The 6,387-nt window shown below is 40.3% G+C and carries 2 protein-coding genes and 1 pseudogene; 1 reads left to right on the top strand and 2 read right to left on the bottom strand.

The window, feature by feature from the left end; translation table 11 throughout:
• Positions 1-255: 255 nt before the first annotated feature.
• Positions 256-1,798: pseudogene (locus FJR37_RS25300) on the bottom strand (IS66 family transposase).
• A 294-nt stretch (positions 1,799-2,092) separates the two neighbouring features.
• Positions 2,093-4,000 (bottom strand): squalene--hopene cyclase, encoded by a 1,908-nt coding sequence (shc, locus tag FJR37_RS25295; RefSeq protein ID WP_039203981.1) that lies wholly within the window; start codon positions 3,998-4,000, stop codon positions 2,093-2,095.
• A gap of 153 nt (positions 4,001-4,153) precedes the next feature.
• On the opposite strand from shc, the gene FJR37_RS25290 reads away from it, so the two are divergent.
• A complete protein-coding gene (locus FJR37_RS25290) occupies positions 4,154-5,323 on the top strand; it encodes a glycosyltransferase (RefSeq protein ID WP_039203979.1) in 1,170 nt (389 codons plus the stop codon).
• The last annotated feature ends 1,064 nt before the right edge of the window (positions 5,324-6,387 follow it).

Here is a 6,387-nt window from a genome sequence, read left to right as displayed (position 1 = left end):
TTAATACTTACAATAAGCCCTCTCATTACATAATGAGGGGGTTTGTTTTTAGTAGAACAAATTCATCAATTACGCGCGAAACCTACTGATGGTGAGTTGATGGTGAGTTGCATTTACTTAACTTTTTATCGGAAAATTTGGATAATAATTAGGGCTTATGCACTGTACAAATTGACCATCTCTAGACAAAAACAACGTAACCGTTCAGGGGGTACAAAGAAAACGAAAAACAACCCCCAAAATCCAGCAATAAAATTAAGCAGCTTTCAACAAGTCAGAATCATCAGAATCAGCAGTAACTTGTGGAAGCAAAGAAGGCACAGTGGTAGAACCACGAGCAGCAAGAACAGCCTGCGTCATAAACTCCAAAACATTACGCTGTTGGGACTTGAGGCTTGTTACCACAGTTAACATCCGAGCCACAAAAACACTACCAGCCTGAGTTTGAGAGCCAAAACTAGTCCGCCGCTTTCATCACAGCAGGACGAATAGCTCGTTCTGCGGCATTATTAGTGGGTTCAACACCAACAGTTGTCACAAATAGCCACATCGCCGACTCAACCTTGAGTAATTGACGACAAGTGCGTACTGTTTTTGCCAGGGGTGTTTTTTCCCGTGATGTAATTTCGTAGTTATCAGCTTCGAGTAAAGTTGCTTTGATGGATGCACGAATCTCAACCACCATCTCAGTAAACTCACTCCGACTTAAAGTACCATCTCTAACTCGATGCCAAAGTTCAAACAACTTCTCCTGCTGTTTGACCAGTGCAGTTCCCAATTCTGCCGATACTCCAGTTCGTTCCGAGATTTTGATAAATTCCCGTCGCAGATGCGCCCAAAATAATTGCCGACGTTCCAAGCTGACCCAGTTGTAAGCACCATGACGGTCGGAGTTCAAAATGCCCCTGAAGTTTTCACCCAATAAATTCTTTGCCTTGAGGGTGCAACGAGTCAGAGCAATTTCAAAAAATGTTACCAGAGGTGTGACTGCAACCCATAGCCAAGCTTTTCTCTGTTCAGGATTAAACCCGTCAATGTTTCCTTGATTAAAGCTGGTTTCATCTGCTCCAACAACTTGGGCATTTTGGATATATTCTTTGGCTTCATCTACACAACTTGCCACTGCGTTACTTGCTTCTAGTCTGAGTTTGTTGACTGTTGCCAACGATATTGAAATTCCAAACACTTCTGCCATCGCACTTTGTACCATTCTGTGACTGTGGCGATAGACTCCACTTAGCAGTGCCACTAGAGCTACAACTCTGACTCCGTAACCACTTGGATTCACGTCTTCTGGTAATGTCCCACGGGTCTTTGTGCCACATCCTTTACAGGTCAATTGATGTAGACGATGCTCTATCACTATGGGACTGATGGGTGGAATTTCTACTATCTGGTGACGATAGGGGTTTGTATCAACTCCCGTCAGGGTAGCTCCACAATTTACACATTCTTCGGGATGATGTTCTATGACTTCCCTACATTCTTCGATTGGGTATAAGTCTCGGCTATTTCCTTTATGACCTGCTTGACCCCCTCTTTTTTTGCTGCTTTTTTGTTTTACAGGCTTTTTTCCAAATCCCGGTGGGTCACTTGATGGTGGTGATGATGAGTTAACGGAACTCCTATTTATTTTTTCTAATAGCTGTTCTTGAACTGTCAGGACTTCTGTTAGTTTCTTTGACTGTTGTTCTATTTCCTGCGCCATTTCCTCCACCAGTTTCTTGACGCTGGCTGGAGTCTTACCCCAATCTTCTGGAGGTATCTGTTCTAAGTGATTGACGCGATTTAGTTCCATGTCACTTAATTTATCACATTTTGGAGGTAATTTTTAACGAACTGCTTGCAGCAGCGCTTACGCTATCGCTCTTCTACCCCCCCTGAACGGTTACAAAACAACTATATTTATGTAAAAATTCAGAGTTTAAAAAGCTGCTACACAAACAAAGTTCACACTTCGACAAGTGTTACAGTGAGCTTGTCGAACTGCTCAGTGACCACCTGCATGGGCTAACAAAGAATTAAGGGCTTGAAACCCATGAAGGTGGTTTTTGTCTGTGTGCAGGATGAAACTAGCCTTTTCAAATATCCTCTAACGAATTGCTTGATATCTTCCCAAAGCCATTAAAGGAAAATACTGTTGATAAAGGTGATACTTCAAATAAAAATGACAAGGAAAGCCCGTGCCGGTAAAGTAAATTTCATCCCAAGTACCATCGGATTTTTGCGTTTCTAGCAGGTAATTAATCCCCTTTTCAATACTATCAAGAGCTAATTTTCCCGTAGCTTCACCTGCTGCTATTAACCCAATTAAAGCCCATGCAGTTTGGGATGCTGTACTGTCACCTTTTCCTTTTAAATTAGGATCATTGTAACTAAAACAAGTTTCTCCCCAACCACCATCAGAATTTTGTACTTTCACTAACCAATTGACACCTTGATTGATATTTCCAGCATATTTTAAAGGATTAATTAAAGCCAAAGCTGATAAAACGCCGCTAGTTCCATAAATGTAATTTACACCCCAACGTCCAAACCAACAACCTTCAGTTTCTTGTTCTTTCAAAAGATAATCTAGAGACTTTTCTAAATTATTTGGTTGAATTGATAAATTACAAGCCCCTAACATTTCTAATACTCTAGCTGTGACATCAGCAGTATTGGGATCAATCATCGCTTTCAAATCACCATAAGGTACAGCATTAAGCCATTCTTGATCATTATCAATATCAAAAGCTGCCCAACCACCAGGTTTGCATTGCATTGTCGCAATCCAATTTAAAGCCCTATTAATGGCTTGTTTTTTTAGTTCCTCATGTGGCAATTTAGCCTGATGTAAAGCCATGACAACCACAGCGGAATCATCCACATCTGGATAAAAACGATTTTCAAATTCAAACGCCCAAGCACCGGGTTTTCCCTGCTTGTTTTTGACATTCCAATCACCATAATCAAGAATTTGTTTCTCTATTAACCATTCTCCAGCTTTGACAATAGGGGCATTATTTGGCGCGAAACCTGAATCTATTAAAGCCCGAATTGCCCAAGCTGTGTCCCATACAGGAGAAACACAAGGTTGGACACAGTAACTATTTTCTATTTCAATAGCAAAATTATCAACTGCTTTTAAACCTCGTTCAATAATTGGATCATTAGCATCATAATCTAAACACTTTAAAGCTAATAGAGAATTTAACATAGCGGGAATAATTCCCCCCCAATCACCTGTAACTTCTTGACGTTCTAAAATCCAATTTTCTGCCGCTTTAATCCCTTCATTTCTAAAAGGGACAAAATTCAGACTTTCTGCTAATTTAAAACCATCATCCAGAATGTTAAATATATCTGACCAATCACCATTTTTTGGTAATTTCCAACGGACATTATTCACACCTTCAGCATATAATTCATCTAAATTAATTGGCTGATCAATTTTAAAGACAGGTTTTTGATCAAAGACAATTAATAAAGGTACAGTGCTAGAACGCGCCCAACTCGAAAGTTCATAAATATTGAAGAAAAAATTATCGGGTAGCAACATTACCCAAGGTGGCAAAGAAGGCAGTCCGCGCCAATTATAACAGCCAATTAAAGCTAGATGTAATTTTGTAAAAATCCGAGTTTTGCTAATACCACCTTTAGCTAAAATTAGGGATTTCGCTTTTAGCAATGCTGGGTCTGTAGGGGATACACCTAACAACCTCAAAGCCATATAAGCTTCTACGGTTGTACTTAAATCTCCACCATCACCATAAAATAACTCCCAACCTCCATGTTCTCGCTGTTGAGAACGGAGATAATTTTCAACTTTATGCAAAGGTCTGGTTTTATCAGTTCCCCAAATCTTATGCAGTAAAACAGCTTCCGAAGTGATGGTAACATTAGATTCTAACTCTGCCCACCAATAACCATCGGGATTTTGAATAGAAAGCAGATGTTTTTGACTGGCGGCTATCGCATCAACAACTTTATTGACTTTTGTTCTATCTTGTGTTTCCATCAAATACCTACCTCAGCACCAAACTCAAGTATCTAATAACATAACCGAATTACGAGAAAATTCTTCCCCAAAATCAGCAAACATTGTATTCTGTCCAAGTCAGTGACAATTAAATGTGTTTTTTAAGTTTTAAATTGGAGTATAGCAACAGTTATGGCAACAATTATCTTGAGTTTGACCCTTCTATCCTTAGTCATTTGGTTATTTTTAATCTTATTTTGGGGGCAATTTTGGCGAATTAATCACCAATTAGAAGCAACGCCAGACAAAAATATTGAGAATAACACCTTACCGACAGTGTGCGTAGTCATTCCCGCCCGCAATGAAGCCGATGTCATTCCCATTAGCTTGCGATCGCTCCTCCTTCAAGACTATCCTGGTAAATTTACCATCTTTCTAGTAGACGATCAAAGTAGCGACGGTACAGCCAACTTCGCCCAAGGAGTAGCCCACGCCCTCGACAAAACCCCACAATTGCAGATTATATCCAGCCCCCCATTACCTCCGGGTTGGACAGGCAAATTATGGGCAATGGAACAAGGTGTACAAACAGCCAGCCAATTAAAACCAGACTATTTTTTACTTACTGACGCAGATATAGAACATCATCCCAGTAACCTCCGCCGCCTAGTTGCCAAAGCCGAAGCACAGAAATTAGACCTCGTATCCATCATGGTACGATTACGCTGTCAAAGCTTTTGGGAACAACTATTAATACCCGCATTCGTCTTCTTCTTCCAAAAACTCTATCCCTTTTCCTGGGTAAATAACCCCAAAAAAGCGATCGCCGCCGCCGCCGGAGGTTGTATTCTCATTCAGAAAGAAGCCCTCAATCGAATTGGTGGATTACAAGTTATTCGTCAAGCCCTAATTGATGACTGTTCCCTAGCCAAAGCCGTCAAATCAACCAAGGGAAAAATCTGGTTAGGACTCAGCACTCTCACCCGTAGCTTACGCCCCTACGATTCCCTTAAAACAATTTGGGATATGGTCGCCAGAAGTGCTTATACACAACTAAATTATTCCCCCTTTCTCCTCCTAGGTAGCCTCTTAGGAATGATCTTAGTTTATATAGTCCCCCCAATAGGAATTATTTTAGGACTGGTATTCGGGAATTGGATAATTACCCTCACCTCTGTCATCGGATACCTGCTAATGACTTTTGCTTACTTCCCTATTACTCGCTTTTACAAATGCTCCTTCGTTTTTGCTTTTAGCTTACCCATTATTGCTTTTATGTATACTTGTATGACAATAAATTCAGCATTGCAACATTGGCAAGGTCGTGGAGGCGCATGGAAAGGTAGAGTATATGCCAAATAACAAAATAGGAGAAGCAAGAGAAGCAGAGAAAGAAATTTTCTTCTTCTTCTTGACTCCCTGACTTCCTCTTCTCCTTCTTCCTGACTCCTTCTTCCTGACTCCTGAACTCCTTCTTCCAGAGTTTACCCCGTTGACAACCAGTAGCAGACATTTTTCCTAAAAATCCCCATTTTTACCCATTAAACACCAGCCCCAGCATTAACCACACATTAGGATTACTGGTAAAGACAGTAGATCAAAAGTAGTCAGAATATTTAAAACAAGTCCGGATTGGACATTAACAATTAGGGATTAAGTTATAGGAATCTGGACTTGAGAACAGGGAAGAGAAATTTTTCCCATTGATATCAAGTATCATAACCGCAGACTAAAACAGATTGTCATGTTTACAGCCAATGATAAAAGCCCAACTCAGGAATTTGCGTGTTATTGACCTCAACTTCACAGAAACTTCACAACTAATAACACAATATCTAGGCTATACTGTTTTCGGGCAATCAAAGTAAACTTTCTCGTTAGTGAAAAACTAAGAGTCCTTAAATCAAATCAGGCATAAACTTCAGCATCTTCCCGCGTCTGGGTGTAGTCGGCAAAAACCCCAAGTCTTAAATAGACCTGGATTTGATTATATGAGGTGAAAAATTGGGTACACAAATATGGATATAAAGAGAGTTTGATCTGGCATAGAAACTAACCGTATCTGACCATCCGAAAAAATTATCTCCACCAACTCTGGCTACTCAACTGCAAGCCAGGGAAGTTTCGTCATACCAGGGTATTAACTACTATTCCCTTATTTCCATCAAAAGTTACTCTAGCGACTCAAGCTTAGGGGCAACCACACATATTTACCCCAGAGGTATGAACTTCTGTCCATACTATCACCAACACTCTAGCCACTCAACTACAGCCTAGAGCTATTTCTCAATGCAGATTTATGGCAAATACCTGTGTAACTAGCGTGGAACTATCTATTACACCAGCTTTGCTGTAATCGAAATTTGTCAACCATCGAAAAAAACTAATAACACTACATCATTATGGACACCACAACTGTAGATAGC

The organism is Aphanizomenon sp. UHCC 0183, from assembly GCF_009712065.1.
Lineage (GTDB): Bacteria > Cyanobacteriota > Cyanobacteriia > Cyanobacteriales > Nostocaceae > Dolichospermum > Dolichospermum heterosporum.
Note: the sequence above shows the minus strand (reverse complement) of the source record. Positions and strands in the feature narration are given on the sequence as shown.